The organism is Stenotrophomonas sp. 10L48 (assembly GCF_056395105.1).
On the sequence record NZ_JBFTIX010000001.1, the window covers coordinates 382,868 to 409,657 of the forward strand.

The 26,790-nt window shown below is 67.1% G+C and carries 25 protein-coding genes and 1 pseudogene; 8 read left to right on the forward strand and 18 right to left on the reverse strand.

Annotated elements, in window-relative coordinates:
- Window positions 1-2 precede the first annotated feature (2 nt).
- From AC1DCU_RS01960 to AC1DCU_RS02000, 9 genes are all read right to left on the reverse strand, one after another.
- On the reverse strand, window positions 3-266 hold the full coding sequence (locus AC1DCU_RS01960) for a YciI family protein (RefSeq protein WP_025876435.1): 264 nt from the start codon (window positions 264-266) through the stop codon (window positions 3-5).
- Complete coding sequence (gene argH, locus AC1DCU_RS01965) at window positions 266-1,561, reverse strand: argininosuccinate lyase (RefSeq protein WP_032978731.1); 1,296 nt, start codon at window positions 1,559-1,561, stop codon at window positions 266-268. The genes AC1DCU_RS01960 and argH overlap by 1 nt, the downstream gene beginning before the upstream one ends.
- Before the next feature lie 19 nt (window positions 1,562-1,580).
- Window positions 1,581-2,537 (reverse strand): N-acetyl-gamma-glutamyl-phosphate reductase, encoded by a 957-nt coding sequence (argC, locus tag AC1DCU_RS01970; RefSeq protein ID WP_032978728.1) that lies wholly within the window; start codon window positions 2,535-2,537, stop codon window positions 1,581-1,583.
- Window positions 2,538-2,547: 10 nt separating this feature from the next.
- Window positions 2,548-3,147 carry a GNAT family N-acetyltransferase gene (locus AC1DCU_RS01975; RefSeq protein WP_025876429.1) on the reverse strand — a complete coding sequence of 200 codons (600 nt, stop codon included), beginning with the start codon at window positions 3,145-3,147 and terminating at the stop codon, window positions 2,548-2,550.
- A gap of 5 nt (window positions 3,148-3,152) precedes the next feature.
- Window positions 3,153-4,481, reverse strand: coding sequence for an acetylglutamate kinase (locus AC1DCU_RS01980; RefSeq protein ID WP_025876427.1), 1,329 nt, complete (start codon window positions 4,479-4,481; stop codon window positions 3,153-3,155).
- Between the two features lie 74 nt (window positions 4,482-4,555).
- Window positions 4,556-5,644, reverse strand: coding sequence for an acetylornithine deacetylase (locus tag AC1DCU_RS01985; RefSeq protein ID WP_032978726.1), 1,089 nt, complete (start codon window positions 5,642-5,644; stop codon window positions 4,556-4,558).
- A 133-nt stretch (window positions 5,645-5,777) separates the two neighbouring features.
- The gene (locus AC1DCU_RS01990; RefSeq protein WP_025876423.1) at window positions 5,778-6,971 is read right to left on the reverse strand and encodes an argininosuccinate synthase; all 1,194 of its coding nucleotides are present in this window, start codon (window positions 6,969-6,971) and stop codon (window positions 5,778-5,780) included.
- 71 nt (window positions 6,972-7,042) lie between these two features.
- Entirely contained in the window at window positions 7,043-8,053 is a 1,011-nt protein-coding gene (locus AC1DCU_RS01995) for an N-acetylornithine carbamoyltransferase (RefSeq protein WP_442251604.1), read from the reverse strand.
- A 329-nt stretch (window positions 8,054-8,382) separates the two neighbouring features.
- Window positions 8,383-8,946: a hypothetical protein gene (locus tag AC1DCU_RS02000; RefSeq protein WP_442251610.1), complete on the reverse strand. Its 564-nt coding sequence runs from the start codon at window positions 8,944-8,946 to the stop codon at window positions 8,383-8,385.
- A 187-nt stretch (window positions 8,947-9,133) separates the two neighbouring features.
- Between AC1DCU_RS02000 and cysS the strand changes: the two genes are divergently transcribed.
- Genes cysS through AC1DCU_RS02015 form a run of 3 tightly spaced genes read left to right on the forward strand, consistent with a single transcriptional unit; the run spans window position 9,134 to window position 12,262 of the window.
- On the forward strand, window positions 9,134-10,510 hold the full coding sequence (gene cysS, locus AC1DCU_RS02005) for a cysteine--tRNA ligase (RefSeq protein WP_025876418.1): 1,377 nt from the start codon (window positions 9,134-9,136) through the stop codon (window positions 10,508-10,510).
- A gap of 55 nt (window positions 10,511-10,565) precedes the next feature.
- The gene (locus AC1DCU_RS02010; RefSeq protein WP_025876416.1) at window positions 10,566-11,018 is read left to right on the forward strand and encodes a SufE family protein; all 453 of its coding nucleotides are present in this window, start codon (window positions 10,566-10,568) and stop codon (window positions 11,016-11,018) included.
- Window positions 11,015-12,262, forward strand: coding sequence for an MFS transporter (locus tag AC1DCU_RS02015; protein ID WP_032978720.1), 1,248 nt, complete (start codon window positions 11,015-11,017; stop codon window positions 12,260-12,262). The genes AC1DCU_RS02010 and AC1DCU_RS02015 overlap by 4 nt, the downstream gene beginning before the upstream one ends.
- Before the next feature lie 504 nt (window positions 12,263-12,766).
- On the opposite strand, the gene dksA is transcribed toward AC1DCU_RS02015, so the two are convergent.
- Window positions 12,767-13,987 carry an RNA polymerase-binding protein DksA gene (dksA, locus tag AC1DCU_RS02020; RefSeq protein ID WP_059064669.1) on the reverse strand — a complete coding sequence of 407 codons (1,221 nt, stop codon included), beginning with the start codon at window positions 13,985-13,987 and terminating at the stop codon, window positions 12,767-12,769.
- A 273-nt stretch (window positions 13,988-14,260) separates the two neighbouring features.
- On the opposite strand from dksA, the gene yidD reads away from it, so the two are divergent.
- The 3 genes from yidD to AC1DCU_RS02035 are packed head-to-tail and all read left to right on the forward strand — an operon-like array spanning window position 14,261 to window position 16,705.
- Window positions 14,261-14,515: a membrane protein insertion efficiency factor YidD gene (gene yidD, locus AC1DCU_RS02025; protein WP_014037867.1), complete on the forward strand. Its 255-nt coding sequence runs from the start codon at window positions 14,261-14,263 to the stop codon at window positions 14,513-14,515.
- A gap of 1 nt (window position 14,516) precedes the next feature.
- Window positions 14,517-15,863: a dihydroorotase gene (locus tag AC1DCU_RS02030; protein WP_033831575.1), complete on the forward strand. Its 1,347-nt coding sequence runs from the start codon at window positions 14,517-14,519 to the stop codon at window positions 15,861-15,863.
- On the forward strand, window positions 15,863-16,705 hold the full coding sequence (locus AC1DCU_RS02035) for a M23 family metallopeptidase (protein ID WP_478013589.1): 843 nt from the start codon (window positions 15,863-15,865) through the stop codon (window positions 16,703-16,705). Before AC1DCU_RS02030 ends, AC1DCU_RS02035 begins: the two co-directional genes overlap by 1 nt.
- Before the next feature lie 54 nt (window positions 16,706-16,759).
- Here AC1DCU_RS02035 and AC1DCU_RS02040 read toward each other — a convergent pair.
- The 5 genes and pseudogenes from AC1DCU_RS02040 to efp all read right to left on the reverse strand — a co-directional run.
- Window positions 16,760-17,404 (reverse strand): annotated as a pseudogene (locus AC1DCU_RS02040) (squalene/phytoene synthase family protein); the annotation flags it as partial.
- Between the two features lie 11 nt (window positions 17,405-17,415).
- Window positions 17,416-18,111, reverse strand: coding sequence for a phosphoglycolate phosphatase (locus tag AC1DCU_RS02045; protein ID WP_025876402.1), 696 nt, complete (start codon window positions 18,109-18,111; stop codon window positions 17,416-17,418).
- On the reverse strand, window positions 18,108-18,824 hold the full coding sequence (gene ubiG / locus AC1DCU_RS02050; RefSeq protein WP_025876400.1) for a bifunctional 2-polyprenyl-6-hydroxyphenol methylase/3-demethylubiquinol 3-O-methyltransferase UbiG: 717 nt from the start codon (window positions 18,822-18,824) through the stop codon (window positions 18,108-18,110). The genes AC1DCU_RS02045 and ubiG overlap by 4 nt, the downstream gene beginning before the upstream one ends.
- Window positions 18,825-18,850: 26 nt before the next feature.
- Complete coding sequence (locus tag AC1DCU_RS02055) at window positions 18,851-20,194, reverse strand: TRZ/ATZ family hydrolase (RefSeq protein ID WP_025876398.1); 1,344 nt, start codon at window positions 20,192-20,194, stop codon at window positions 18,851-18,853.
- 254 nt (window positions 20,195-20,448) lie between these two features.
- Complete coding sequence (efp, locus tag AC1DCU_RS02060) at window positions 20,449-21,015, reverse strand: elongation factor P (RefSeq protein WP_006379771.1); 567 nt, start codon at window positions 21,013-21,015, stop codon at window positions 20,449-20,451.
- Between the two features lie 97 nt (window positions 21,016-21,112).
- On the opposite strand from efp, the gene epmB reads away from it, so the two are divergent.
- Window positions 21,113-22,153: an EF-P beta-lysylation protein EpmB gene (gene epmB / locus AC1DCU_RS02065; RefSeq protein ID WP_442252113.1), complete on the forward strand. Its 1,041-nt coding sequence runs from the start codon at window positions 21,113-21,115 to the stop codon at window positions 22,151-22,153.
- A gap of 4 nt (window positions 22,154-22,157) precedes the next feature.
- Here the strand turns inward: epmB and AC1DCU_RS02070 are convergent, their stop codons facing one another.
- The 3 genes from AC1DCU_RS02070 to AC1DCU_RS02080 form a co-directional block, all read right to left on the reverse strand.
- Entirely contained in the window at window positions 22,158-24,284 is a 2,127-nt protein-coding gene (locus tag AC1DCU_RS02070) for a putative bifunctional diguanylate cyclase/phosphodiesterase (protein ID WP_088101734.1), read from the reverse strand.
- The gene (locus AC1DCU_RS02075; RefSeq protein ID WP_442252115.1) at window positions 24,281-24,541 is read right to left on the reverse strand and encodes a hypothetical protein; all 261 of its coding nucleotides are present in this window, start codon (window positions 24,539-24,541) and stop codon (window positions 24,281-24,283) included. The genes AC1DCU_RS02070 and AC1DCU_RS02075 overlap by 4 nt, the downstream gene beginning before the upstream one ends.
- A gap of 156 nt (window positions 24,542-24,697) precedes the next feature.
- Window positions 24,698-25,468: an RNA methyltransferase gene (locus tag AC1DCU_RS02080; RefSeq protein WP_442252116.1), complete on the reverse strand. Its 771-nt coding sequence runs from the start codon at window positions 25,466-25,468 to the stop codon at window positions 24,698-24,700.
- A gap of 120 nt (window positions 25,469-25,588) precedes the next feature.
- On the opposite strand from AC1DCU_RS02080, the gene AC1DCU_RS02085 reads away from it, so the two are divergent.
- Complete coding sequence (locus tag AC1DCU_RS02085) at window positions 25,589-26,416, forward strand: inositol monophosphatase family protein (RefSeq protein ID WP_025876387.1); 828 nt, start codon at window positions 25,589-25,591, stop codon at window positions 26,414-26,416.
- Window positions 26,417-26,790: the final 374 nt, after the last annotated feature.

Here is a 26,790-nt window from a genome sequence, read left to right on the forward strand (position 1 = left end):
CCTCAGCGGGTATTCCATTCATGGACGCTCAGCGCCGATGCCTGCATCGTCACCAGCGGATCGGTGGCGACGATGGCCTGCGCCTGCGCGAGGCTGTCGAGGTTGCACAGCACATAGGCGCCACCACTGCCGTCGGCAAAGCCGCCGGTCAGCTGCAGCCGGCCCTCGGCCTGCAACGCATCGAGGAAGTCGCGGTGCGGCTGCACCACGGCGTCGGTGAAGCCCGGCAGGCGCATCGCCAGCACCAGGTAGACGGTGCCGGCCATCAGGACAGCGCCTGCCAGCGCGCGCGCAGTTCATCCAGGCGCAGGTCCGACGCCGAACCCGGTGATACGCGCGCCGCCAGGCTGCCTTCCGGCGTGCGCCCCTGCCCTGCACTGTCGGCACCGGCAGCAGCAGCCTTGTAGGCCTCGCGGAACGGTACGCCCGCTACCGCAGCTTCCACCGCGACATCGGTGGCATACATGCCCGAATCGATCGCTGCACGCAGCTTGTCATCGCGCCATTCCAGGTTGGCCAGCAGCGCCGGCAGCAGTTCAAGCGCGGCCAGGCCGCGCCCGAAGCCGTGGAAGATGGCGCCCTTGGACGACTGCAGGTCGCGGTGGTAGCCCGACGGCAGCGACAGCAGCTGCTCGATTTCGGTGCGTGCAGCGGCGACGCTGGCATGGGTCGCGCGCATCAGCTCGATCACGTCCGGATTGCGCTTGTTGGGCATGATCGAACTGCCGGTGGTGTACTGCGCCGGCAACGCGACGAAACCGAATTCGGCGCTGGTGAACAGCGACAGGTCCCAGGCAATGCGGCGCAGGTCCAGGGTGGCACCGCCCAGCGCTTCCAGCGCGGCCAGTTCGAACTTTCCACGCGACAGCTGCGCGTAGATCGGCGAAATCTGCATGCGCGCAAAGCCGAGCGCGGCGGTGGTGTGCTCGCGATCCAGCGGCAGGTTCACGCCGTAACCGGCGGCGGTGCCAAGCGGATTGGCATCGACCAGTGCATTGGTATCGCGGGCACGCACGGCGTTGTCGATGAAGGCTTCGGCCCAACCGGCCCACCACATGCCGGCCGAGGACACCACGGCACGCTGGATGTGGGTGTAACCGGGAATCGGCAGATGCTGCTCGGCCTGCGCACGGTCAAGTGCCACCTTTGCCACTTCGGCGCTGACCTGCGCCACGCGCTGCAGCTTTTCCTTCAACCACAACCGGGTGGCGACCAGGATCTGGTCGTTGCGGCTGCGGCCGGTGTGGATCTTGCGGCCGGCATCACCCAGGCGTTCGGTCAACCGTGCCTCGATCGCCGAATGGCCATCCTCATACTGCGTATCCAGCACGAAGCGGCCTTCGCGGAAGTCCTGCGCCAGCACCTCAAGTTCACGCAGCAACCCGGCCAGTTCGTCGGCGCTGAGGATGCCGATGTGCTGCAGGCCCTGCGCATGCGCGGCGCTGGCAGCAATGTCATGCAGGAAGAACTCGCGATCGAGGATCACGTCGTCGCCGGCGAGGAAGGTCTGGATCTGGGCATCGACAGCGACGCCTGGCTTCTGCCAAAGAAGGTCTGCCATGGGGAGCTCCTGTACGGTTTCAGTGCGGGATCGACGTCAGTTCGTCGATGCCCAGCGCAAGATTGAGGTTCTGCATGGCCTGGGTGGCCGCGCCCTTGAGCAGGTTGTCCAGGGTCGCCACCACCACCACCCGCTTGCCGCCCGGGGCGAGCGTGAAGCCGCCGACCTGGGCACCGTGGCGGCCAGCGATGCGGCTCACCCACGGCGCCTCGTCCACGACCTCGATGAGTGCTTCACCGGCGTAGGCCTGCTGGAAGCGCTCGACGATCTGCTCGCGGGTCTGCACGCGGTTCAACCACAGGTTGGCGGTGAGGGTGATGCCACGGAAATGCGGCGCGACGTGCGGCATGAATTCGACCGCCACGCCCAGCTGCACGGAAACCTCGCGCTCATGCACGTGGTTGGTCAGCGCGTACGGCATCAGGTTGTCGGCCAGCAGTTCAACGTTGTTCTTGTCCGACGGCGAGGTGCCCGCACCCGAGTAGCCGGACACGCCGAAGCACTGCGGCGGGCCAGCCAGCAGATCCAGCAGCGGATGGATCGCCAGCTGCATCGCGGTGGCATAGCAGCCGGGATTGCTGATGTGCTTCTGTCCGCGGTAACGGCTGCGGGTAAGCTCTGGCAGGCCGTAGTACCAGGTGTTGTCGAAACGGTAGTCGGCCGACAGGTCGACGATCACCGTGTCCGGCTTCGCCGTTTCCAGCGCCGCCACGAACGGCGCGGCCAGGCCGTTGGGCAGGGCCAGGACCACCGCGTCCACGCCCTTGGCGGCAACGGCGTCGGCGTCGAGATTCTCGAACTGCAGTTCGCCCTGCCATTGCGGGTAGTGGTCGGACACGCGCTGCCCGGCCAGTTCGCGCGAGGACACGAAGCCCAGCTGCAGGTTCGGATGCGCTGCCACCAGGCGGATCAGCTCGGCGCCGGTATGGCCGCGGGCGCCGACGATGCCGACGGTGAACGAGGAGGAAGTGCTCATGCGTGCGTGCTCATGCGTGCGAATCGAGGCGGTGCTGCAGGTGGCGTTTCACGCCCTGCCATTCCGCATCGATGATGGAGAAGATGACGGTGTCGCGCGGCGTGCCGTCGGGATGCCGGCGGTGATTGCGCAGCACGCCATCCTGCTTGGCGCCCAGGCGTGCGATCGCGGTGCGCGAGGTGAAGTTGAACCAGCTGGTTTCAAACACCACGCTCAGGCATTCCAGCCGCTCGAAGGCATGGCTGAGCAGCATCAGCTTGGTTTCGGAGTTGACCCCGGTGCGCTGCACCGATTCGCCATACCAGGTGTAGCCGATGCTCAGCCGCGGTACGTCCGGCTGCAGATCGTAGTAACGGGTGGTGCCGACGATCTGGTCGTTGGCATCGAACACCACGAACGGCAGCACCTTGCCTTCGGCCTGTGCCTGCAGCGCCGCCTGCACATAGCCGGTCATGGCCTTCGCATCGGGCACCTGGGTGTACCAGAGCCTGGACAGCGCGCCTTCGCCCAACGCGCCGCGCAGGCCGTCGATGTGGCTCATCTGCAGCGGTTCCAGCCGCGCATGCGTGCCGGTCAACGTGGGTACCCGGGTCCAGTCTGCATGGTTCATCGCGCTCAGCCCTCCAGGCTCGGCGCACGCACCGCGCAGTGGTCGACATAGGTCCTGATCCGGTCGATGCCATCGGCACCGTACCAGAACACCTTCCAATGACCCTGCTTGTAGCAGCCATCGGACTCGGCGTAGTAGAAGTGGTTGATCGGGTTGCCGTTGCGCGAGCGCCAGAACAGCTGCGGGGTTTCCTCGCGCATCACGTTCCAGACCGCGCGGCCAAGGCCTTCGCCCTGGGCATCATCGAGCACGGCGAACTTGTCCAGGTACACGCCCTCGGCCTCATCGGTGAGGATCACCGCCGTGCGGTAGTTCTCGCTGACATACGCGCGCAGCAGCGTGGTCCTCTCGAAATAGTCCGGCACCAGGGTGCGGCCGAAACTGGATTCGATCAGGCCCTTCAGGCGCGGCAGGTCCAGCTCGCTCCAGGCGGTTGCACGCAGCACCTTCTCGCCCTTGCGCACCAGCGTTCCCGAGCCCTTGTGGGTGAACAGTTCCTTGGCCAGGTCGGCCGGCCGGGTGATCGACACCGACGATTCCAGCGGCAACCGGTCCAGCAGGGACTTGATCTGTTCGATCTTCACCTTCATGCCACCGTGGATCCACGGTTGTGCGATCAGGTGGTCGTACTCGGTGGACAGGTTGATCGAATCAATCACGCTGCCCTGCTCGTCCAGCAGGCCGCCGGTACCGGTCAGGAAGATGATCTTGTACGGCTGCAGCTCCTGCACCAGTTCGTTGGCGGCGAAGTCGGCATTGACGTTGAGGATCTGCCCACCGGCGGTCTCGCCCAGGCTGGTGATGACCGGGATCGAGCCGGCACGCAGGCTGGCCTCGATCGGCGCCAGGTTGACCTTCTTCACCTCGCCGACCAGGCCGTAGGTGTCCAGGCCCAGGTACTCCGCCTCGAACACGCCGCCGGTGATGGAGGTGGCGCGCGCGCCATTCTGCTGCAGCGCTTCGACCAGGCGCAGGTTGGATTGCTGGAACACCCGGCGCACGATCGCCAGCGCTTCCGGCGAGGTCACCCGCAGGCCGTTGACCGTCTGCTTTTCAATGCCGGCGGCCGACAGTTCCGCATCCAGCTGCGGGCCGGCGCCGTGCAGCACGATCGGGGTCAGGCCGACTTCCTGCAGGAACGACAGCGAGGAGGTCAGCGCGTCGAGATCGTCGCGCAGCACCGCGCCGCCGACCTTGACCACGGCGAAGCGCTTGGCGTCCAGCTGCGAAAAGCGCTTGAGGTACTGGCTGATCTCCTTCGCGCTGGCCATGCTCGAAAGCAGGCGCACGATGGTCTGGCGGGTCTGGCGGTGGGGCTGGAGGGCAGGAGACATTTCGGTTTCGTCACAGGCGGCGGTCGCCGCGTTGCAGTTCCGCCGCGCAGAAGCGCAGCGGCGTTGTGGGTCGATCAGGCGCCGGCGGCGATGATCAGGTGTACGGCATCGGTGTAGCGCTGCAGCTGCTCCAGCGTCACGAACTCATCGGCGGTGTGGGCCTGGGCGATGTCGCCCGGACCGAACACCATCGTGGTGTAGCCACCGGCCGAGAACAGCGACGCCTCGGTCCAGAAGTCCACCGCGTTGCCGATCGGCAGGTCCAGCGCGTCGGCCACGTCGCGCGCCAGCAGGCGGCGGTGCTCGGCTTCGGCGATATCTCCTGCCGGCAGGCTGGGGCCACGGAAGGTTTCGGTGAACAGCGCCGCTTCCGGTTCGGCGAAGCCGGCGAAGGTCGCCAGCAGCGCATCGATATCCATCGACGGCAGCGGCCGGAAACCAAAACGCACTTCCGCCGCCGGTGCGATCATGTTGGCCTTGATGCCACCTTCCACGCGCCCGATGTTGAAGCGCAGGCCGGTCAATCCACCGAAGCGTGCCGAGGCCAGCGATTGGACATGGTCCAGCGCGCGGTTGCCCCAGCGCATCGCCTGGTGCAGCGCACTGGCGGCTGCATCCTGCTTGCCCGACGCATGGCCGGCACGGCCGGCGAACTGCATCAGTACCGAGCTGATGCCACGATGCGCGAGCACCGCCTCGCTCATGGTCGGTTCGGCCACCAGCACCGCTTCGTACGCAATGCCCCGGGCCAGGAACGCCGCGATGCAGCGCGGATCGTTGGCTTCTTCATCGCTGGAGAACAGGAAGGCCGCGTCGCCATCACTGGCATTGGCGGCCGCCACCAGCGCCGCAGCCGCGCCCTTGATGTCACACACGCCAAGGCCGACCACGCGGTCGTCCAGGCGGCGCATCACGTGCGGGTCGGCACTCCAGTGCGGCGAGTCTGGCACGGTGTCCAGATGCACGTTGAACAGGTACTTCGGCGTGCCGCGCACGGCATACAGGCTGACCGCGCCGGCGCCATGGTCGATCACCTCCACATTGAACCCGGGCAGGTTGTCGCGCAGGTAATCGAAGATGCCACCGGTGGTGATCGCACGCGGCGGGTTGCGGGTGTCGAAGGACACCAGTGCCTGCAGGTGATCGAGCGTCTGTTCAAGCATGAATCAACAGTTCCTGTGGAATTCCGCCGGGCATGGCCCGGCGCTACCGGAACGCGTCTGGTGGAGAGCCCCCTTCTTGTTGAAGGGGGCGCGCCAACGGCGCGGGGTTGAGGTGGAAAGCGTGGTCAACCGCTCAGCGGTTGACCTGCGCGTAGAGGGTGGAGCTCATGCCGAACAGCTTGATGAAGCCCTCGGCTTCTTCCACGCCCCAGTCGGCCGACTGCGCATAGGTGGCGCCCTTGGTGTTGAGCAGGTGCGGCGACTTCACCGCAACGGCGTCGACGCGGCCGCCACGGGTTTCCAGCACCACTTCGCCGTTGACCTTGGCCTGCGAAGACTTCAGGAAGGCTTCGATGTCGGTCTTCAGCGGGTCGTGGTAGAAGCCTTCGTACACCAGCTCCACCCACTTGCGCGCCACGTCCGGCTTGAAGCGGTTCTGCTGCTTGGTCAGCACCGCATCTTCCAGCGCGCGGTGCGCGGCCAGCAGCGAGACCAGGCCCGGTGCCTCGAACACGATGCGGCCCTTCAGGCCGATCACGGTGTCGCCGGTGTACACGCCACGGCCGACGCCGTAGGGGGCAAACAGCTTGTTGAGCTGGGCCAGGATCTGCTCGCCCGGCAGTGCCTTGCCGTCGAGCTCGACAGCTTCGCCTTCGACGAACTTCAGGGTGACGGTCAGCGCCTGTTCCGGCCACTCGGCGCGCGGTGCGCACCAGCCACGGGCGCCCTCGCCCGGTGCTTCCCAACGATCGATCTCGCCGCCGGACATGGTCAGGCCCAGCAGGTTCTCGTTGATGGTGTAGGCCTGCTGCTTGGCGCGCACGCCGAAGCCACGCTCTTCCAGGTACTTCTGCTCGTAGGCGCGGGTCTGGGTGTGTTCCTTCTGGATCTCGCGGATCGGCGCGATGATCTGGTAGTCACCCAGGGCCTTCACTGCCAGGTCGAAGCGCACCTGGTCGTTGCCCATGCCGGTGCAGCCGTGGGCGATGATGTTGGTGCCCAGTTCGGCAGCGCGCTTGAGCGCGGCATCGACGATCAGGTAACGGTCCGACACCAGCAGCGGGTACTGGCCCTGATAGCCCTCGCCGGCCCACACGAACGGCTTGACGAAGCCGGACCAGATGGCCGGACCGCCATCGACGGTCTGGTGGCTGGTGACACCCAGCTCGGCGGCACGCTTCTCGATGAAATCGCGCTCTTCGTCATCCACGCCGCCGGTATCGGCGAACACGGTATGCACGTTGTAGCCGCGCTCCTGCAGGTACGGCACGCAGAAGCTGGTATCAAGGCCGCCGGAGAAGGCGAGAACGACGTCTTTGTTGCTCATGGGGGGTATGTCCTGGTAGCGCCGGGCCATGCCCGGCGGATTGTCTGGAGTGCTTGAACGACGTACGAAAATCAGCGGCCGGCAACAGCAGCCATGATCGCCTTCTGCACATGCAGGCGATTCTCGGCTTCGTTGATGGCGATGCACTGCGGCGAATCCATCACGCCGTCGGTCGCCTTGACGTTGCGGCGCAGCGGCAGGCAGTGGCTGAACACACCGTTGTTGGTCAGGGCCATCTTCCGCTCGTCGACGATGAAGTGCTTGAACTGGTCGCGGATCGGCTTCTCCGGCTCCCAGTTGCCGAAGAACGGCAGCGCGCCCCAGCTCTTGGCGTAGACCACGTCGGCACCGGCATAGGCACTGTCGATGTCATGGCTGATCTTCAGCGAACCGCCGCTCTCGGCCACGTTCTGCTCGGCCCAGCCCATGTAGCGCTCGTCGAGGATGTAGTCGGCGGTCGGGCACAGCAGCGTCACGTTCATGCCCATGCGGGTGGCGATGGTCAGCGCCGAGTTGGCCACTGCGGTGTTCAGCGGCTTGGGGTGGTAGGTCCAGGTCAGCACGTACTTCTTGCCGCGCAGGTCCTGGGTACCGAAATGCTCCTGCAGGGCCATCACGTGCGCCAGTTCCTGGCACGGATGGGTGATGGTCTCCATGTTGATCACCGGCACCGGCGAGTATCTGGCGAAACTCTCGAGCACGACGTCCTGGCGGTCGTAGGCCCAGTCGACGAACTTCGGGAACGCGCGCACGGCAATGATGTCGCAGTAGCGGCCGAGCACCTTGGCTACTTCAGCGATGTGCTCTTCGGTATCGCCGTCCATCACCGTGCCGAGGTTGAACTCGATCGGCCATGCATCCTTGCCCGGCTGCAGCACCACTGCGTGGGCACCGAGCTGGAACGCACCCAGCTCGAAACTGGTGCGGGTGCGCATGGACGGATTGAAGAACACCAGCGCGATCGACTTGCCCTTGAGCTGGTCGCCGAGCTTGTTGCGCTTGAACAGCGCAGCCTGGGTCAGCAGCGCGTCAAGTTCGCTGCGGCTCCAGTCCTGGGTGTTCAGGAAGTGCTTGGGGGACATCATCATTCCTTGCATGAGCGGCGCCGAGGGTCGACGCGGTGGAAGGTGGAAGGGAAAACCGGAAACCAGGGTGGTGCGAAAAGGTTGCAGATGAAGCTTTCAGAACGCGGAAACGAAAAAACCCAGCCGGCGGGCTGGGTTTTTTTCGGACGAACAGCAGAAAGCTCCGGATTACCCAGCGAGAATGTGGGGTTCCGGTCGACGGGCACGCGACGTCATGCCAGTGGCCTGGCGGGCGGCGCTGCTGTCGTGCTGGAAGTCGGTGAGCTTCATTGGTCGGCAATCTTTACATGCGGCCGGGGCCGGCGCAAGAGGCCGGCGTCGCAGAATCAGGGGGTGCCGGCGGCAGCCTGCTCCGGGCCCACCCAGGGGGTGATCGAAACCCGGATCTTCAGCCGGTTGCCCGGGTCTTCGGGCAGCCGTGAACGGTACTTGGTGCCCTTGTAGACATAGTCCACGTCATAGGCGATGGGGCGGCGGAACTCGCGTCCGACGGGCACGATACGACAGTCCCGCGTCAGCATCGGGCCCGTGTTGGCCGGCGCCGGGGCGGGGGCTTCGGCCGGCAGTTCCTCCAGCACTTCCTCGTCGCTGCGCTTGAACATCGAGCGAACCGAATCCCAGAGGCGGCCGATGCGGCCCTTGTCCTCAACCGGCTCCTCGCCAGTGACGTTGACCGGGGCCAGGGTACGGGTCGAGACCGGCTCGCAGTGCTCCTCGGTGCGGGTGGCACGCAGGGTCTGGAACACCGGCTCCACGTTGAGCACCTGGGCGTAGTCGAACTTCACGTTCTCCACGATCACCACCCGGTTGCGGGGCTCGGCCTCCTGGGCCCGGACCACGGCGGGCAGCGCCGACAGGCAGGCCAGGGTCAGCAACGCGGTGGTTTTCATTGGCGAAGGGAGCAGGGACACGGCAATAGTGTAGGCAGTGGTGACCGCAAGGGGCTGAACATTACCCGTCCGCGCCGTTCCTGCCCACCCCACCCCGGCCGCCGGTGACGTCCACCGGTGGCAACGGTCCCCCCAAAGGGCCCCGACACGTTCTAAAATCACAGGCTTGTCCCCCAGTCACAGACCCATGACCCTGCGCCTGCACAACAACCTGACTCGCCAGCTCGAACCGTTCACTCCGCTCGATCCGGCCTGTCCGACCCTGTATGTGTGCGGCCCGACGGTCTACAACTACGTGCACATCGGCAACGCCCGTGGGCCGGTGGTGTTCGGGGTGCTGGCCGACCTGCTGCGGCGGCGCTTCGGTGCCCTGCGCTACGCCCGCAACATCACCGACGTGGACGACAAGATCAACACCGCCGCGCGCGAGCAGGGCGTGCCGATCAGCACCATCACCGACCGTTTCGCTGCTGCCTACCGTGAAGACATGGCCGCGCTGGGCGTGGTGCCGCCGGACATCGAGCCGGAAGTGACCGCGCACATGGCGCAGATCATCACCATGATCGAGCAGCTGGTCAGCAGCGGGCATGCCTACGCCGCCGAGGGCCACGTGCTGTTCGCCGTCGGCAGTTTCGAGGGCTACGGCAAGCTGTCGCGCCGCGATCCGGACGAGATGCTGGCCGGCGCCCGGGTCGAGGTCGCTCCCTACAAGCGCGCCCCCGGCGACTTCGTGCTGTGGAAGCCGTCCAGCGACGACCTGCCGGGCTGGGAATCGCCCTGGGGCCGCGGCCGTCCGGGCTGGCACATCGAATGCTCGGCGATGGCCGCCGCGCACCTGGGCGAGACCATCGACATCCATGCCGGCGGCGTCGACCTGCAGTTCCCGCACCACGAAAACGAGATCGCACAGAGCGAGTGCGCGCACGGCGGCAAGGTGTTCGCGCGCTTCTGGCTGCACAACGGCATGCTCAACTTCGGCGGCGCCAAGATGAGCAAGTCGATCGGCAACATCGAGCGCGTCCACGACCTGGTCCGCAGGCATGCCCCCGAGGCGCTGCGCCTGGCGTTGCTGTCGGCCCACTACCGGCAGCCGCTGGACTGGTCCGATGCGCTGATCGAACAGTCCGGCCGCACCCTCGACCGCCTGTACGGCACCCTGCGCGAGCTGGCCGACGTTGCCGCCACCGCGGTGATCCCGGCAGAGATCGAAGCGGCATTGGATGACGATCTCAATACGCCGCAGGCGCTGGCCGAAGTGGCCCGTATCGCCGGTGAAGCGCGCCGCGCCACCGATCCTGGCGAACGCGCACGGTTGAAGAGTGAACTGCTTGGCGCCGGCCTCGCCCTGGGCCTGCTGCAGGCCGATCCGGCGCAATGGTTCGGCAACGCCGCCGGCGACAGCGACGACGATGCGCGTATCCAGGGCCTGATCGACGAACGCGCGGCAGCCAAGCAGGCACGTGACTTCGCTCGTTCCGACGCCATCCGCGACCAGCTGGCCGCCGAAGGCATCGTGCTGGAAGACACCCCGCAGGGCGTGCGCTGGTCGCGCAAGCGCGGCTGACCTGCCCTGCCCCGTGGCCGGTCAGCCGGCCACGCTCCCTACTGTAGAGACTGTTGTGATCGACTCCCCGTTCCCGCTTGAACCCACCGCCGCCGAGGCACAGACGGCCATCGCCGAGGAATTCGGTTTCTTCGGCGACTGGTCCGAGCGCTACCAGTACCTGATCGACCTCGGCCGCAAGCTGCCCGCCTTCCCGGACGCGTGGAAGACCGAAGAGCACCGCCTGCTCGGTTGCCAGTCGATGGTCTGGATCGTGCCGGAAGGCAACGCGCAGTCGCTGCGCTTCCACGCCATCAGCGATTCGGCCATCGTCTCCGGCCTGATCTTCCTGGCGCTGCGCGTGTACTCCGGGCGCACCGCGCAGGAGATCCTGGCCACCGAACCCAGCTATATCCAGGACATCGGTCTGGCCCGCCACCTGTCGCCGACCCGCAGCAACGGCGTGGCGGCGATGCTGGCGTTCATCCGCGAGACCGCGCAGGCCCAGCTGCAGCGCGATCCGTCGTGAGCGAGCCCGCCACGGCCGAAGACACCGCGCTGGGCCTGCTGTCCCGGCCCGGTTTCGCCAGGCTGCTGGCGTATCGCATCTTCGCGATGCTGTCCTACCAGGTGGTCGCGGTCACCGTCGGTTGGCACATCTACGAAGTCACCCGCAATCCGTTCTCGCTGGGCCTGATCGGCCTGGCCGAGGTGCTGCCGTTCTTCTGCGTGGCCCCGTTCGCCGGTTATCTGGTGGATCATCTGCCGCGCCGCAAGCTGGGCATGGTCGCCTGTTCCGGCCTGGTCGCCACCGCGCTGGTGCTGACCAGCGTGGCCAAGGGCTGGCTGCCGGTTGAGGGCGTGTGGCCGATCTATGCGGCGATCGCACTGACCGGCATGGTCCGCGCCTTCCTGTCGCCGATCTACAACGCACTGTTCGCCCGGGTGTTGGCACGCGAGCACTTCGCCCGTGGCGCCGGCCTTGGCGCCGTGGTGTTCCAGGCTGGCATGATCGCCGGCCCGGCACTGGGTGGCGTACTGGTCGGCTTCGGTGGCAAGGGCCTGTCCTATGCGGTGGCCACGGCCTTCGCGCTGGTGGCGATGGGCTGCCTGGCCACGCTGAAGGTGGAAGAGCCGGTGCATGCCGGCCCAGCCGCCCCGATCTTCAAGAGCATTGCCGAAGGCGCGCGCTTCGTGGTCGGCAACCGGATCATGGTCGGCGCCATGGCGCTGGACATGTTCTCGGTACTGCTGGGCGGTGTGGTGGCGATGCTGCCGGCGTTCCTGCACGAGATCCTGCATCACGGCCCGGAGGGCCTGGGCATCCTGCGCGCGGCGCCGGCACTGGGCTCGGTGTGCGTTGGCCTGTGGCTGGCGCGCCACCCCCTGCACCGTAATGCCGGTCGGGTGCTGCTGTTCGCGGTCGCCGGCTTCGGCCTGTGCGTGATCGGCTTCGGCCTGTCCCAGCACTTCTGGCTGTCGGCGTTGATCCTGCTGTTCTACGGCGCCTTCGACGGCGTGTCGGTGGTGATCCGCTCCACCATCCTGCAGCTGGCCACGCCGGAAGAGATGCGCGGCCGGGTATCGTCTATCAACGGCATCTTCATCAGTTCGTCCAACGAACTGGGCGCGTTCTATGCCGGCACCATGGCCAAAGTGCTGGGGCTGGTACCGGCGGTGGTACTGGGCGGATTCGCGGTGCTGAGCGTGGCCGGGGTCACTGCATGGAAGAACCCGACGCTGCGGAAATTGAATCTGCGCGATCTGCAGTAGAGCGGATTTCCGTGCGCACACGCGCCGGTAGCGGCGGGCTCTTTCCGCGACCGCGGCGGAAACGCGCCGCCATCCGCGAGCCGGTGCTACGCACCGGTGCCCTGCGCTCCTCGGTGAATCAAGGGACGGCGCGGAAAGCCAGCCGACCAACAGTCGGCTCTACAGAACAGCGGCGCCTCTTCGCCGCTGGTAGAGCCAAGCCATGCTTGGCTGCTCTTGCCCTTCCATCCAATCTCCGGCTCCGGCCTGAGCCGAGCGTGGTTCGGCTCTCCAGCGACCGCGCGCAGGGAGGCGTCGAGAGCCTGCGGGTGGGCCGGGCAGGACCGTCCGCGGCATGGATGCCGCGGCCGAGCGTACAGGGATGTACTTGCAGCGTGTCCTGCCTGGCCCCACCCGCAGGCTCACCCCGATACCCGCAAGGCGCCGCTCTACGCAGCCAACTCGAACCCAACAAAAAACCCGGCCGAAGCCGGGCTTTCTGCATGACATCACAACGAACCGGAATCAGTCGCCCTGCTGCTTCTGCAGGTGCTCCCAACGCTCCTGGGCGTCGATGGTGCGCTCGGCGGTCAAGCGCGCTTCAAGGCGCTCCAGGCCGATCTCTTCACCGGTGTCCACGCAGTACCCGTAATCACCTGCTTCCAGGCGCTTGAGGGTGCTGTCGATCTTGCCGATCAGCTTGCGGTAACGGTCACGGGTGCGCAGCTCCAGCGAGTTCTCGGTTTCGCGGGTCGCGCGCTCGGCTTCATCGCCGATGTCACGCACTTCCTCACGCAGGTTCTCGATGGTCTGCTTGGACTCTTCCACCAGGTCGGCGCGCCAGTTCTGCAGGCGCTGACGGAAGTACTCCTGCTGCAGCGGGCTCATGTACTCCTCGTCCGAGGCCGGCTTGTAGCCTGCCGGCAGGATCGGGCGGCCAGTGGCCTCGTCGGTCTTGTATTCGACGACCTTGTACTTGCTGCGCGGCGCAGGTGCCGTCGAACGGGCGGCAACGGCCACGGCGACCTTGCCCACGGGGCGGGTCACGGTCTTCGGAGCGGAATCGGATTTCACGGCGGTTTTGGCAGGCGATTTCGAAACGGGCACGGGATTCTTGGATTGCGGGGCGGTCGATGCTGCAGAAGCGGCGGCCGGGGCCGGCTTGGGGGCCGGTTTGGCTGCCGCCACTGCCGCGGTCTTGGCCGGGACAGACTTGGCCGGGGCCGGCTTCGCAGCTGGCTTCGGTGCGGACTTCACTACAGGGGCCGGCGTCGGCTTGGCGGCCGGCGGGGCGACATTCTTGGCAACCTTCTTGGCCGGTGCCGGCTTGGCAGGCGCCACCTTCTTTGCTGCCGGTTTGGCAGCAGGCGCGGCGGCAACCTTCTTCACCACCGCCTTCGGCGTTGGCTTGGCTGCTGCCTTCTTCGGTGCCGGCTTGGCAGCGGCCTTCTTCACCGGCGCAGCCTTGCTGGCAACCTTCTTCACCACCGGCGCCTTCTTGCTGGCAGCGGCAGGTTTGGCCTTGACCGGCGCAGCGGGCTTCTTCGCCACTGCCGGCTTGCCGGATTTCACCGGCGCTTTCTTTGCGGTGGCCTTCCTGGCCGCCGGCTGTGAGGATGCCGCCTTGGTCGCCGGCTTGCTGGCCGGCTTCTTGGCAACGGGCTTGGCCGCCAACTTCTTCACAACAGGCTTGGCGGTTTTCTTGGCGGCCTTGACGGCCTTCTTTGCAGTTTTTTTAGCAGCCACGAAACGCTCTTCCTTGGATTCCCCGGGGCCCGGGAAAGCGGGCCTTTATAGCCTACCCGACCCGCAGCAGCAACCTTGGGGGCCCGCTCCATTCAGTCCAGGAGTCAACGGGTCCAAGGTGCGGTCCGACGAACACGGACCGCCTTGCGCGGTACGGAACCTGTCCGGCACCTGGAGGGGTGCCGCTAGCGGTCGCAGGCCATCTACGACATGCGACCAACGGCCCATCCTGCACAAATGCGGCCTTCATGCCAACTGGCTTAAGATGACTGCGTGATCTCGCGCCTGCTCATCGCCCTGCTGCGCTTCTACAAGCGCTTCATCAGCCCGCTGCTGGGGCCTCGCTGCCGTTTCGTGCCGAGCTGCTCTGAATACGCCATGGATGCCATCTCCCGGCACGGCCCGCTGCGCGGCAGCTGGCTGGCGGCGCGACGGCTGGGCCGCTGCCATCCGTTCCATCCCGGCGGCTTCGATCCAGTGCCCGAATCTCCCAACGCCCCCTCTTGCCGTTGCACAGGAAAACACTGACATGTCCTCCACGCTCATCACCAATGCCCGCCTGGTCAACGAAGGCCGCACCTTCGAAGGCGACCTGCGTATCGAGAACGACCGCATCGCGCAGATCGGCAAGGGTTTGACTCCGCGTGATGGCGAACAGGTGGTGGATGCGGCCGGGCGCTGGCTGCTGCCCGGGATGATCGACGACCAGGTGCATTTCCGCGAACCCGGCCTGACCCACAAGGGTGACATCGCCAGCGAATCGGCCGCGGCCGTGGCCGGTGGCCTGACCAGCTTCATGGACATGCCCAACACCAACCCGCCGACCCTGGATTCGACCATCCTGGAAGCCAAGTACGAGCTGGCGCGCGGCCGTGCCTGGGCCAACTACGGTTTCTACCACGGTGCCAGCAACGACAACCTCGACGCCATCCGTGCGCTCGATCCGAAGAAGGCGCCGGGCGTGAAGGTGTTCATGGGCGCGTCCACCGGCAACATGCTGGTCGACAACCCCGAAACCCTGGACGCGATCTTCCGCGAGTGCCCCACCCCGATCATCACGCACTGCGAAGACACGCCGATGATCGATGCCAACCTGAAAGCGTTCCAGGAGAAGTACGGCGACGCACTGACCCCGGAGATGCACCCGGACATCCGTTCGCGTGAGGCCTGCATCAAGTCGACGCGGCTGGCCATGTCGCTGGCGCGCAAGCATGGCACCCGCCTGCACGTGCTGCACATCTCCACCGCCGACGAACTGGCGCTGTTCGAGAAGGGCCCGCTGATCCGCGCCGACGGCAGCCGCAAGCAGATCACCGCCGAGACCTGCGTGCACTTCCTGCACTTCGCCCGCCCGGATTACGCGACCAAGGGCAACCTGATCAAGTGCAATCCGGCGATCAAGGACGTGGCCGATCGCGAGGCGATCACCGCCGCGTTGGCTGACGACGTGCTGGACGTGCTGGCCACCGACCACGCCCCGCATACCTGGGAAGAGAAGCAGAAGCCCTATGCGCAGGCGCCGTCGGGCCTGCCGCTGGTGCAGTACGCGCTGGTTGCCGCACTGGAACGCGTGCACGAAGGCAAGCTGACCCGCGAGCAGGTCGTGCAAAAATTCGCCCATGCCCCGGCCCAGTTGTTCGATGTGGAAGAGCGTGGCTTCCTGCGCGAAGGCTACTTCGCCGACCTGGTGCTGGTGGAAGATGTGCCGTTCACGGTCAAGCGCGAGGACGTGCTGTCCAAGTGCGGCTGGTCGCCGTTCGAGGGCACCACGTTCCGTTCGCGCGTGGCCTCCACCTGGGTCAACGGCCAGCTGGTGTGGGACGGCAGCACGCTGGTGGGCAAGCCCGCCGGCCAGCGCATGACCTACGACCGCTGATGCGTCCGGCACTCATGTTCGCGGCGCTGCTGCTGGCAGCGCCCCTGCTCTCCGCAGCCCAGGCACAGGACGGCATCGGCGACCTGATCGACAGCCGCGTGGTGTTCCCGGCCAGCGCGTCGCAGGGCGCGCTGGTGATCGGCAAGGTTCCCGCCGGCAGCAGCGTGCGCTATGCAGGCCGCGACCTGCGCGTGAGCAGCTACGGCAGCGTGGTGTTCGGCATCGGTCGCGATGAGAAGGGCCCGCTGCAGGTGCAGATCCGCCGACCGGATGGCAGCGGCGAGACGGCCGCCATCGCCGTGACCCCACGCGACTGGCCGACCGAGCGGGTGAACGGCGTACCGCCGAAGACGGTCAATCCGCCGCCGGCCATCGCCGAGCGGATCAAGCGCGAACAGGCGCAGGTCACCGCTGCCCGTGCGCGCGACGACAACCGCACCGATTTCACCCAGACCTTCATCTGGCCGGTGCAGGGCCGCATCAGCGGCCGCTTCGGCAACGCCCGCGTGTACAACGGCCAGCCCGGTGCCGGCCACTCCGGCATGGACATCGCAGTGCCGACCGGCACCCCGGTGAAGGCACCGGCGGCCGGTGTGGTGACGTTCGCTGGTCCGGACCTGTACCTGACCGGTGGCACCCTGCTGCTCGACCACGGCTTCGGTGTCAGTTCGAACTTCCTGCACCTGTCGCGCATCGACGTGAAGGTCGGTGATCGCGTCGAACAGGGCCAGGTGATCGCCGCCGTCGGCGCCACCGGCCGTGCCACCGGGCCGCACCTGCACTGGGGCATGAACTGGTTCGACACCCGCATCGATCCGCTGCTGGTGCTGGAGCGCAAGTAACGGTAGTGCCGGCCGCTGGCCGGCAACCTCATGGTGTTCAGCGACCTCAATCGGTTTGCCGGCGGCCTGCGCCGCCAGACGTGCACGCGCCAGGCTCGACCACACCCGGCGTGCACGTGGACCGGGCACGCGGGTGCCCCACCCTTTCAGCAACTGCTGCGCCCAACGCTGTGCAGCGTTGCCGGCATCTTCGTCCAGCAGGCTGCGCGGAACCCCGGCCACGCCAGCGTCCTGCAGGCGCTGGGCCAGGGTCTGCAGCAGCACGGCATGGCCAGCACCCTTGCGCGGCTTGTCGGCAAACACCACGGCCTCGACCGCAGCCACCGCGTCGGCATAGTTGCCCAGTGCACGTTCGGCGCCGGCAGCGTCCAGCGCTACGGTGCGCGCCTCGACCAGATCCGGCAGCGCCTCGGCCAGCTGCACCCACGGTGCCCGCACCGGCTCCAGCACGCGGCCCAGCGGATGCCGCGAACGCTGCGCGGCCCAGCTCCGCAGTTCCTCGCCCCACCACGCCAGCTTGGCGTCCGCCGGCAGCGGGTCGCCAGCGGTGTTGAGCATGTCGTCGAATTCCTGCAGCAGCGCGAACCACGCCAGCGCCACATGGCGCTGCGGTTCGGCCACGAACGGCTCGGCCACCGACCATTCCGGCCAGCGGCTGCGCCACTTGTCGAGGAAACTATCCAGCGCGGTACTGCTCACTACGTTGTTCCTTACGGCTGGGCCGGGGTCGCCGGCCGGTTCGGCCAGAGACTGGCCAGTTGCAGAAGTCCGGCGTTCTCGACCAGCACATCGGCCTGCCAGGCCAACGGGTCATCGCTGTGCAGGCGGTAGCCCCACAGCGCCGCCACCGACGGCATGCCGGCAGCACGCGCGGCGATGATGTCGCGCTCATCGTCGCCGACGTACACGCAGTCTTCCGCTGCGATGCCGATCAGCTGCGCGGCGTGCAGCAGCGGCAACGGATGCGGCTTGCGCTCGGCCAGGGTGTCCCCCCCGACAAGCACGGCGCAGCGCTGCTGCCAGCCGTACTGCGGCACGATCAGCCGCGCCAGGTATTCGGGCTTGTTGGTGACGATGCCCCACACGGTGCCGGCTTCGTCCAGCGCACCGAGCATGCCGGCCACGCCGTCGAACAGCACGGCGTGCTGGCCGATCGAGGCTTCGTAGCGCTGCAGGAACTCGGGAATCAGTGCATCGCGCTCGGCCGCTTCCAGCTCTGGAAACGCGGCCGACACCATCGCCCGTGAACCCTTGGACACCACTGGCCGCAACTGCGCCGGATCGATCGGTGCGCGGCCGCGCTCGGCCAGCATCGCATCAAGGGTGGCGACGAAATCCGGGGCGCTGTCCAGCAACGTACCGTCCAGGTCGAACAGCACCGCACGCGGGAACACGGCGGCGGTCACGGCGCTTTGACCGCGTGGGCCAGGTAGTTGATGTCGGTGCGGCTGCTCAGGCGGGCGCGGTTGCGCCACGGCTCATAGGCCATGCCGCTGACATCGGCCAGCTGCAGGTCGGCCTCGCGCAGCCAACGCGCCAGCTCGGCCGGCTTGATGAATTCCTGGTAGTGGTGGGTGCCCTTGGGCAGCAGCCGTGCCACGTACTCGGCACCGACGATGGCCACGGCGAATGCGGCGGCAGTGCGGTTGATGGTGGACAGGAACAGATGGCCACCCGGCTTCAGCAGGCGCTTGCAGGCCTCGATGATCGCGCCCGGATCGGGCACGTGCTCGAGCATTTCCATGCAGGTCACCACATCGAAGCTGCCCGGTTGTTCGGCGGCCAGGTCCTCGGCGGCCTGCACGCGGTAGTCGACGCTGACGCCACTTTCCAGGGCATGCAGGCGCGCAACCTTGACCAGCTCCGGCGCCAGGTCGATGGCGGTCACTTCGGCACCGGCCTGGGCCAGCGCTTCACTCAGCAGCCCGCCACCGCAGCCGATGTCGAGCACGCGTGCGCCACGCAGCGACGCGCGGTCGGCAACGTACTGCAGGCGCACCGGATTCAGTGCGTGCAGCGGCTTCTGCGGGCCGTCGGCGTCCCACCAGCGGTTGGCCAGCGCGGCGAACTTGTCCAGCTCGGCCTGATCGAAATTGGAAGAAGCGTGGGGGGCAGTCATGACGGTTGTCCTTGCGGCGCCTGCACTCAGGCGCGGATATGACGGATGCGCTCGCGCCACTGGCGCGCGTTGGCGATGATGCCCGGCAGGTCCATGCCGACCAGCTCGCGCTGCACCAGCTTGGGCTTGCCGGCGATCCAGACGTCGCTGACCTGCTGGCGGCCGGTGGCGTACACCAGCTGCGACAGCACGTTGTGCAGCGGCTGGGTCTCCAGCGCGGACAGATCAACGCAGACCAGGTCGGCCTGCTTGCCGACCTCGATCGAACCGATGCGCTCGCCGAAGCCCAGGGCGCGGGCGCCGCCGAGGGTGGAGGCGCGCAACGTGGTCGCCGCATCCAGCGCGGTGGCATCGTCGGCCACGGCCTTGGCCAGGATCGCCGCCGTGCGGTTCTCGCTGAACATGTCCAGGTCGTTGTTGCTGGCGCAGCCGTCGGTGCCGATGGCCAGGTTCACGCCGGCGCGCTGCAGGGCGCAGGCCGGGCAGAAACCAGAAGCCAGCTTCAGGTTCGATTCCGGGCAATGCACCACGCTGACGCCGCGCTCGGCGCACAGGTGGATCTCGGCCTCGGTCAGCTGGGTCATGTGCACCGCGATCAGGCGGTCGTTGACCAGACCGAGGCGATCCAGCCGCGCCAGCGGACGCTGGCCGTGCAGCTTGATCGAATCGGTGATTTCCTGCGCGGTTTCATGGGTATGCAGATGCACCTGCATGTCCAGCTGGTCGGACAGCATCCGCACCCGCTCGAAATTGGCATCGTTGACCGTGTACGGCGCATGCGGCGCGAATGCGGTGCCGATCAGCGGGTCGGTGCGCCACTGGTCATGCAGTTCACCGGCCTTGGCGAAATACTCGTCGTCGGTCTTGGCCCAGGCGGTGGGGAAATCGATGATGACCGCGCCGACCAGCGCGCGGAAACCATGCTTCTTGTAGACGGCGGCCTGCACGTCACCGAAGAAATAGTTCTCGTTGGCGCAGGTGGTGCCGCCACGCAGCATCTCGGCGATGGCAAGGGTGGTGCCGTCGGCCACGAATTCGGGACCGATCACCGCCGCTTCCACCGGCCAGATGTGCTGCTGCAGCCAGGTCATCAGCGGCAGGTCGTCGGCGACGCCGCGCAGCAGGGTCATCGGGTTGTGCGTATGTGCGTTGACCAGGCCCGGCATCAGCGCCGCCTCTGGGCGGCTGACAACCTGGGTGGCGCGGAACCGCGCACGCGCTTCGGCGCGCGGCAGGATGGCCACGATCTCGCTGCCACGGATGGCCACGGCATGATCTTCCAGCACCACCGCATGCGGCTCGATCGGAACGACATAACCGGCTTCGATGAGCAGGTCGCAGGCTTCGGGGAGGTGCGGGCTATCGCTCATGCGGGCTCACTGGCTGGGGGAAGGACCATACGTAGCCTTGGCTCCGACCTGGCGACTGATCACCGGTCAAACGGCTACCGCTGGGCTTCTGGAAGGCAAGCCCCTGAGTCAGGGGCGGCCGCGAAGCGGCGGGGTGTGGATGCTGGTGAGTGGGGGCCCACGATCCGCCATGGCGGATCGTGGGAGCGCCAGCGCGAATGCGATGGCGCGTACCCGGCCAGCGGCCGGCACTACCGTAATCCGGCTGCGCCGGATTACTTGACGCGCGAGGAGTACTCGCCCGAACGGGTGTCGACCTTGATGATTTCATCCTGGTTGACGAACAGCGGAACGCGCACCACGGCGCCGGTTTCCAGGGTGGCCGGCTTGCCGCCGCCGCCCGAGGTGTCACCGCGGACGCCCGGATCGGTCTCGGTGATCTTCAGTTCAACGAAATTCGGCGGCTGCACGAAGATCGGCGAACCGTTGAACAGGGTCACGATGCAGGACTCCTCGCCCTTCAGCCACTTCTCGGCGCCGCCCATGCCGGCCTTGTCGGCCTGCACCTGCTCGAAGGTCTCCGGGTCCATGAAATGCCAGTACTCGCCGTCGCTGTACATGTAGTCCATGTTGGTATCGACCACATCGGCCACTTCCACGTCGTCGGTCGCCTTCATGGTCATTTCGACCGTGCGGCCCGACTTGATGAAGCGATAGCGCACGCGGGTGAAGGCCTGGCCCTTGCCCGGCTTGATGAACTCGGTCTCGGAGATGACGGCCGGTTCATTGTTGACCAGGATCTTCATCCCGTTCTTGACATCGTTCATGCCCGCAGTGGCCATGCTCAAGCTCCTCAAATGGCGAAACCGCCGCGCGTGCGGCGAGCCGGATAGAATGGAAAGCCCACCGGAACCCCGGCGGGCAACTGTTTATGTGTCCATGATAACCGCAGGCCCCCTCTCCATGCAGCTTTCCGCCTTCCCCCGGACCCAGTCGCCAAGCGCGCCCGCGCGCTGGCAGCAGCTGTGGCGGCAGGCCCTGCGCGACCCGCAGACGCTGCTGGCCCGCCTGGATCTGGATGCCGCGGCGCTGGGCGTATCGGAGGCGGCCATCGCCCAGTTCGCGCTGCGCGTGCCGGAGGGTTTCGTCGCCCGCATGCGCCGTGGCGACGCCCACGATCCGCTGCTGCGGCAGGTACTGCCGATCGACGCGGAGATGCGCCCGGCGCCCGGGTTCAGCTTTGACGCGGTGGGCGACGGCGCGGCCAAAAAGGCCACCGGGGTCATCCAGAAATACCGTGGCCGGGCCCTGCTGGTGGCCACCGGCAGCTGTGCCATCAACTGCCGCTACTGCTTCCGCCGGCATTTCGACTATGGCGCCGAGAACGCCGCCAAGGGGGGCTGGCAGGAGGCCGTGGAGGCCATCGCCGCAGACCCGGACATCGATGAGGTGATCCTGTCCGGCGGCGACCCGCTGTCGCTGGCCACGCACAAGCTGGCCGAGCTGACCGATGCGCTGCGCCAGATCCCGCACATCCGCCGGTTGCGCATCCACACGCGCCTGCCGATCGTGCTGCCCGAGCGCGTGGACGAGGAACTGCTGGCCTGGCTGGGCAGCCTGTCGTGGCCATTGGCGATCGTGGTCCATGCCAACCACGCCAATGAATTCGACGCCAGCGTCGATACCGCGATGGCCCGTCTGCGTGGCATCGGCGCCCAGCTGCTGAACCAGGCGGTGCTGCTGCGCGGGGTCAACGACAGCGTGCAGGCGCTGCAGGACCTGAGCGAACGCAGCTTCGCCGCCGGCGTGCTGCCGTATTACCTGCACCAGTTGGATCGCGTCGAGGGCGTGGCCCACTTCGAAGTGGACGACATCCAGGCCAAGGCCCTGATTGCCGGCCTCACTGCCCGGCTGTCCGGCTACCTGGTCCCCAAGCTGGTCCGCGAACTGCCCGGCGACCCGAGCAAGCGCCCGCTGTAGCGCCTCACGCGCCCGATTCGATCATCCGCACCACTTCGGTGGCGGTGACCGGGTGGCTCAGCCGGTAGCCTTGACCCAGGTCGCAGCCACGCTGGGCCAGCAGCTCGAACTGGGCCTCCTGTTCGATACCCTCGGCCACCACCGTGATGCCCAGTGCGTGAGCCATGGCGATGATCGCCGTGGTCAGGGCCAGGTCGTCCGGGTCGCGCTGCATGTCGGCGACGAAGCTTTTGTCGATCTTGACGCCGTCCACCGGCACCTGCCGCAGGTGGCTGAGACCGGAGAAACCGGTACCGAAGTCGTCCAGCCACACCTTCACCCCGGCCCGGTGCAGGCGGTCCAACAGCTGCGCGGCCAGCATCTCATCGCCGATCACCGCCGTCTCGGTCAGCTCCAGGTGCAGGCGCGAGGCCGGCAGGCCCGACTCCTGCAGGCACTGTGCAACCAACGCCGGCAGCTCCCCGCCGCGCAACTGCCGTGGCGACACATTGACCGAGACGAACAACTCGTCACCGGCCACGCCCCGCGGCCACTGCACCGCTTCCATGCAGGCGGCACGCAGCACCTTCGGACCGATGATCTCAATCAGGCCACTCTGCTCGGCCACCTCGATGAACACCGATGGCGGAATCGTGCCCAGCGTCGGGTGCTGCCAGCGCAGCAGCACTTCGACACCGACCATGCGGCGGTCACGCATGCGGTAGATCGGCTGATAGGCCAGCCGCAGCTCGCCGCGCTCCCAGGCCCCGCGCAGTTCCTGTTCCATGTGCACGCGCCGCTCGACCGCGTGATCCATGGCCCGGCTGTAATAGCGATAGCAGTTCTTGCCGGCCATCTTTGCCTGGTACATCGCGATGTCGCCGTTCTTCAGCAGCGTCGTCGCATCTGCGGCATCGTCGGGGAACAGGGTCACGCCGATCGAGGTGCCCAGGAACAGTTCCCTGCCCTGCACCACCAGCGGCTTGCCCAGCTCGCGCACCAGCACTTCGGCCAGCAACCGCGCATTGGCCGCAACATCGCCATCACCAACGAGGATCACGAATTCGTCGCCGCCGAACCGCGCCAGCACGGCATCGTCGCCGCCGGCCTCGGTCACTGCGCGGCCGATGCGCTGGGCGAACTGCAGCAACGCCTCGTCGCCGGCCTCATGGCCCAGCGTGTCATTGACCCGCTTGAAATCATCGATATCGGCAAACAGCAGACCCAACCGGTGATTGGACGCACGTGCGGCCATCAATCGATGGTCCAGCGCCTCGCGGAACGCCAGGCGGTTGGTGAGCCCGGTCAAGGCGTCGGTGTAGGCCATGCGCCGCACTTCGCGGTCGTGGCGGGCGATCGCATCACGCATGCGGGCAAAACCACGCACCAGTTCCCCGACCTCGTCGTCGCGGGTGTTTTCGCGCAGCGGCGCCTGGTAGTCGCCCGCTTCGATGCGCCGGGCGGCCGCGGCCAGCTCGCGGATCGGCGCCACCAGCGTGCGCTGTACGTACAGGATCACCACCACGCCGATCACCACCAGCAGGCCAAGCATCAGCAGCAGCCAGCCCAGATGCCGGCTTCCCATCTGCTGCAGCCTCTCACCGAGGGTCGCGTTGGCCGCCTGCTCACGCTGCAGCACTTCATCCAGCGCCATGCCGACGCGGACACCACCGATGCGTTGTTTGCCCACCCTGATCGGCATCGCGTTGTCGAGCACCGTGGGCGACTGCTGCACCACCAGCGACTGCGCGGCAACCGCCCCGGCCGCCAACGGATCGGTCATCGGCCGCCCGGATCCGGGCACTCCGGCCGAGCCGTCGTGGACCAGCCGCCCGCGGTCGTCGAACACCAGTACGTAGCGCACCACCGGCTGCCGCGAAATGCTGCGCACAAGCGCCCCGACCTGGTCCAGGTCGTTGTTGTGGAGCGGACCGGCAAGCGCATCGGACAGCTCGCGCACCATGGCCTCGCCACGGCTGCGCACGCTGCGGTCGAACAGTTCGTGGATGACGCCGTTGCTGAGCGACCTCACCTCGCCCTGCATCGCAGCCTGCCGCCCCAGCAGCACGGCCAGGATCGCCACCACCACCAGCATCGCCCCGCCCATCGCAAGCAGGAACCGGGCCTGCATCCCCGAGCCGAGCAACTTCATTCCACTTCCATCCGCACGCGCGTCGACCCTTGTTTCAAATCATCCCGCCACGGCTGCGCATGCGCATCGACGCGGCGGAAACCGGAAGCCCCCAACACCTTCTGCAACGCACGCTGCACCCGCCGAAGACAGACGACACGCGGCAGCGCGCCGGACGCGCGGCCGGGCACCGTCGGCGCCGGTCCGGCACCCTCCCGGTCCACACTGCCAAGCGCATGATCCTGCGTCATCGCGAGTTGCCCCTCATCGCTGCCCAACGCCCCTTCTGTGAACCGGGCGCAGCATGCGCCGTCCCGGCCAGCAGGGCCAAGGCCAGGCGCAGCAGTTCCCCCTGCATTGCCCTACGCAGACCCGACACAAGCATCATCCCCCCGGGGTATCCGGACAGACTACCCGAAAAAGTGAGACCGTCGTCAGCTGTCCTTGCCGTTCTTCTGCGCCAGCCGCGCCATGCGCTGGGTATCGGCCAGGATGCCGCGCAGCAGGCGCACTTCCTGCTCGCTGGGCTCGCTGCGCAGGAACAGGCGGCGCAGCTTGCGCATCGCCGACTCGGGCGCGCGTCCCTTGTGGAAATCGATCTCGTCCAGAGTCTCGCCAAGTTGGGCGAAGAAGCTCTCCATCTGATCGTGGCTGGCAGCCTGCTCGCGGTTGTCCGGCTCGGTCGGGGCCACCGGCTGTGCGCCCAGCAACTGCATGCGCACTTCATAGGCAAGCACCTGCACTGCGGCGGCCAGGTTGAGCGAGCTGAACTCCGGGTCGGACGGAATGTGCACGGCGGCATGGCACAGCTGCAGCTCCTCGTTGGTCAGGCCGGTACGCTCGCGACCGAACACCAGCGCCACCTCGGCACCCTCGCTGGCCTTGGCCACTGCGCGGGCGGCGGCATCTGCCGGCAGGAACTCCTCCAGCTGGACCCGGCGCGCACGTGCGGTGCACCCCAGCACGAAGCGGCAGTCGGCCACGGCCTCGGCCAGCGTGGCCACCACCGGTGCGTCGCCGAGCACGTCCTCGGCACCGGCCGAGCGCCGGAAGGCCTCTTCATCAAGCGGCTTCTCCGGCGCCACCAGGACCAGGCGGGCCAGGCCCATGGTCTTCAGGGCACGGGCGGCGGCCCCCATGTTGCCGGGGTGTTGGGTGCCGACAAGGACGAATCGGAGACGGGTGGCGACAGGAAACTGGGACATGAACAGGGAAAATGTCGAGCTGGACGAAGACCAATGGTAAACTGTGCGGCCGGCCACTGCGCCGGACCCGCTCTTTTCCCCCGCCAGCCCTTCTCTTCTGCCCTTCCGGGAGCCCATGCCATGCAGAAACCCGCCGTCACCGTCATGGTCAAGGCCGCCCGCCTCGCCGGCAACGTCCTCTTGCGCAACATCAACAAGCTCGAGGCACTGAATGTAGTCCAGAAGGGCCGCATGGACTACGCCAGCGAAGTCGATGCGGACGCGGAAAAGGTGATCGTCAAGGAACTCAAGCGCGCTTACCCCGAGTACGGCATCTTCGGTGAAGAAGGTGGCGTGCAGAGCGAGCGTCGCCACATGTGGGTCATCGACCCGCTGGACGGCACCAGCAACTACCTGCGCGGCGTGCCGCACTACTGCGTGTCGATCGCTCTGGTCGAGAACGGCGAGCCGACCGACGCGGTGATCTTCGACCCGCTGCGCAATGAACTGTTCACTGCCAGCCGTGGTGCCGGCGCCGTGCTCAACGACCGCCGCATCCGCGTGGCCGACCGCAAGGATCTGGAAGGCACCATGATCCACACCGGTTTTGCCCCGCGCGAGCGTGCCCGCGCCAGTGCGCAGCTGAAGTCGCTGGACGCCCTGCTGGTGCACGCCGAGGACATCCGCCGCTCGGGTTCGGCCGCGCTGGACCTGGCCTACGTGGCCTGTGGCCGCGCCGACGCCTACTTCGAGGCCGGCGTGAAGGCCTGGGACATCGCTGCCGGCGTGCTGCTGGTGCGCGAAGCCGGTGGCAAAGTCTGCGACTTCAAGGGCGCGACCCCGGCCCGCATGGACAACCGCGGCCCGGACACCCAGCAGATCGTGGCCGGCAACCTGAAGGTGGCCGAGTCGCTGCAGAAGGTACTGGTCAACACGGGTTACGCTGCCGAGTTCGACGCGAAGTTCTGATTTCGCGCGTAAAGCGGTTCATGGAGACGGCACCTGCGAAGGTGCCGTTTTCGTTTGTGCGCCCACGCGTCGATAGCGCCGGGCCATGCCCGGCGGATCATTTCCGCGACCGCGGAGGGGTGTTACTTTCTTTGCTCGTGCACCGTGCTGCAGGAGCAGCGCGGAACGGCGGAGCCGGCCCGTAGGGTGGCGCACAGGGATGTGCGCCATAAAGAAAGTAACCAAAGAAACACGCCGCCAGTACGCAAGCCGGTGCTACGCACCGGTCCCCTGCGCTTCTCGGCGAACCAGGGAACGGCGCCGAACTCGCTGCGCTCAGGCATCGGCGCCTCTGCGCCCCTGATTCCCCTGCGATGCTCGGCTCGCTGCAAGGC